This is a genomic window from Actinokineospora sp. (assembly GCF_050699995.1).
In the GTDB taxonomy this organism is placed as follows: domain Bacteria; phylum Actinomycetota; class Actinomycetes; order Mycobacteriales; family Pseudonocardiaceae; genus Actinokineospora.
On record NZ_JBOHGC010000007.1, the window covers coordinates 1 to 2981 of the forward strand.

Sequence of the window (2981 nt, forward strand, 5' to 3'; positions counted from 1 at the left end):
GGCCCCGAGCGCACCGGCTGCACCGAGTGCGGCTCCTGCATGACCGGCTGCCGCGTCGGCGCGAAGAACACGCTGGTCAAGAACTACCTGTACCTGGCGGAGAAGGGTGGCGCCGAGGTCATGCCGCTGACCACCGTCACCGCCCTGCGCGAGCGCGAGGACGGCACGTACGAGGTCGACGTACGCGCGACCGGCAAACGCATCAGGAAGGGCCGCCGGACCATCACCGCGGGCAAGGTCGTGCTCGCCGCGGGCACCTGGGGCACACAGAACCTGCTCCACAGCATGCGCGACAAGGGCGCACTGCCGAAGCTCTCGGCCAAGCTGGGTGAGCTGACCAGGACCAACTCCGAGTCCATCATCGGCGCCGCCCGCAACAAGGTCGACCCGGAGAACAACTACAGCTCCGGTGTCGCGATCACGTCGTCGATCCACCCGGACGAGATCACCCACATCGAGCCCGTGCGGTACGGCAAGGGCAGCAACGCCATGAGCCTGATGCAGACCATCGCCACCGACGGCGGCTCAGCCGTGCCCCGCTGGCGGCAGGCGGTCCGGTTCCTCGTGCGGCACCCGGTCAAGTCGGTGGGCCTGCTGCAGGGCTACCGCTGGAGCGAGCGGACCGTGATCCTGTTGGTGATGCAGAGCCTCGACAACTCGATCACCACCTACACCAAGCCCGGCTGGTTCGGCAGGCGCAAGTACACCTCCAAGCAGGGGCACGGCGAGCCCAACCCGACCTACATCCCGGCGGGCCAGGTCGCCAACGAGCTCACCGCCAAGCACATCGGCGGCACCGCAGGCGGAACGTGGGGTGAGGTCTTCAACATCCCGCTGACCGCCCACTTCATCGGCGGCTGCGCCATCGCCGACGACGAATCCCGCGGCGTCATCGACCCGTACCACCGGGTCTTCAACTACCCCGGCATCTCAGTGGTCGACGGGGCCGCCATCACGGCAAACCTGGGGGTGAACCCGTCGCTCACGATCGCCGCCCAGTCCGAGCGCGCGTTCTCCTTCTGGCCCAACAAGGGTGAGGCGGACCCGCGTCCGGCGCAGGAGGCCGGCTACCAGCGGATCAAGCCCGTCGCCCCGGTCAACCCCGCCGTCCCCGCCGAGGCCCCCGGCGCACTCCGGCTGAAGATCGTCGACGTCCGGTAGCGCCGGTTACCGGGTCGGTGTCGGGCTGGGAATGGGCGGCGCGGGCGCGGATGCGGCGCACCATGATCTTGGCGATTTCGATCACCTGGCCACACCAGTCGACAGTCGAATCCTTGCCCGAGTAGGACAGATCGAGTCCCTGATTCGGTGCGATGCCAACCTTGAGATCGCACCCGGTACGTGGAAGATGTGCCGCTGTGTACACCGCGGGCTGGCCTTCTACCGTTGTCGGCTCGAAGACCTTCATCATGTTGCTGTTCCTGTACGCCCACGCGAGCGGATCATTTTCGGTGAGGACGCCCAGTCCGAGCCGGGTATCACCCTCCCAGATGCATAGTCCGCGGATCTTGTCGCCCCACTGCTCGCCCTGGGGCGTTAGACCGAACCGGCTCGCTTCATCTGGCGTCAAGATCTCGCACACCCGCAGGGTGTAGGAGGCGGCGTCACCAGCTTTGGGTATTGGCGGCGCGCTGGTTGGGCGTGGAGTCGACTGATTTGTGAGCAGCGACAGAACGCAGATCACGGGCCCGGCTGACTTGGTTGTGCGGTGGTTCACTGGCCCGCCCGCCGGAAGGTGTCGTGGTTTGTGTCTTCGACGAGCCCGTTAGGCCGTCGGGGCCCTGGAACTTGGAGGAGCGTCGCGTAGGCGACGCACGATGATCTCGCCCATTTCGAGTGCCTGTCCGCACCAATCGACGTCGGTGTCCTTGCCGTTGTACGACAGGCTGATCCCTTGGTTCGGTGCGGTGCCGACTGACAGCTCGCAGGTAGAACGCGGCAAGTGGGTTGAGGTAATCGCCGCGGGTTGTCCCTCTACGGTCCGCGGTTCCCACACCTGCATCATCGGAGCGTGCTGATAAGACGTCACCAATGGATCGCGAGTGGCAGACAGAGAAAACCGCAGCTCGACCTCTTCTCCTCGCCAAATACACTGGCTTAGCTCGTGACCGGTCCACTGTTCGGGTTCCCCGCGCACGTTGAACCTCGCACGTTCATCCGGGCTCAGCAGGTCGCAGACGTGACTGAGGTAACTTCGGGCATCCGCGCCCGCGGGAACGGATGGTGGGCTGGTCGGACGGGGAACAGAGGTCTGCGGTGCTGGGGTCGGCTCAACCGGCTCCGAGGTGCCGCAACCGGCGCTGATCAAGCACGAAATGGCGATTGTGCTCACAAACCGTGTCTTCACTGGTCACCTCCGAGCCGTTCGGCGATCATTCCTGAAGGTTGACCCGCTTCGGTTACCTTCTCGCGTACTCCTGCAAGATCCGCGACTCGCCGATGGGTGTGTGGGCGGCGCCGAAGCGGACGACGTTGCCGACGACGTCGACGATCTTGCGGGCTTCTTCCCTGCCGAGTCCCGCGGCGAGTAGCGCGTTGCGTAGGGCGTCGCGGTCGCTGCCCGCGCGGGCGGCGCAGGTGTCGAGTGTCGACGCGGGCAGTGTGATGGACGAGCCGGTTCCGGGCCGGTGGCCTGGAAGTAGGCCGACGGCGGCGCGGGACAGGCCGGTCGGCGAGACGCGCGCCAGGGTCAGCCTGCCGGGTTCCAGGATGCCGACGGCCGCTGTGGCGCCGGACGCGGCGACCAGGGCGGAGGTTCGCGGGCCTTCGGCGGACAGGTGCAGTCTGGCGTCGATCTCCCACTCTGGGCGGGCCAACACACCCAGGCTGGTCTCGATGTCGCGGTGGAAGTCGCCGGGCACACCCAATCCCTTGGCGGCCAACGACTTCCACGCTTCGCCGCGCAGCTGGGCGCGTTCGTCGAAGGTGTGGCCGTGGGACTGGATCTCCAGGATCGGCCTGCGTGGACCCAGGTTGAAGTG

General features: G+C 66.7%; 4 protein-coding genes. 1 reads left to right on the plus strand and 3 read right to left on the minus strand.

Features of this window, described 5'->3' with window-relative positions:
- The coding region (locus ACRDSQ_RS00460) for a GMC oxidoreductase (RefSeq protein ID WP_431417775.1) at positions 1-1161 on the plus strand (1161 nt) is incomplete at its 5' end.
- Here the strand turns inward: ACRDSQ_RS00460 and ACRDSQ_RS00465 are convergent.
- From ACRDSQ_RS00465 to ACRDSQ_RS00475, 3 genes are all read right to left on the minus strand, one after another.
- On the minus strand, positions 1097-1717 hold the full coding sequence (locus ACRDSQ_RS00465; protein ID WP_431417776.1) for a DUF3558 family protein: 621 nt from the start codon (positions 1715-1717) through the stop codon (positions 1097-1099). The genes ACRDSQ_RS00460 and ACRDSQ_RS00465 overlap by 65 nt on opposite strands.
- A 48-nt stretch (positions 1718-1765) precedes the next feature.
- Positions 1766-2347, minus strand: a complete 582-nt coding sequence (locus ACRDSQ_RS00470; RefSeq protein WP_431417778.1) for a DUF3558 family protein — start codon at positions 2345-2347, stop codon at positions 1766-1768.
- Positions 2348-2399: 52 nt separating this feature from the next.
- Positions 2400-2981 (minus strand): ESX secretion-associated protein EspG (locus ACRDSQ_RS00475; protein ID WP_431417779.1); only part of this gene is annotated, 582 nt, incomplete at its 5' end.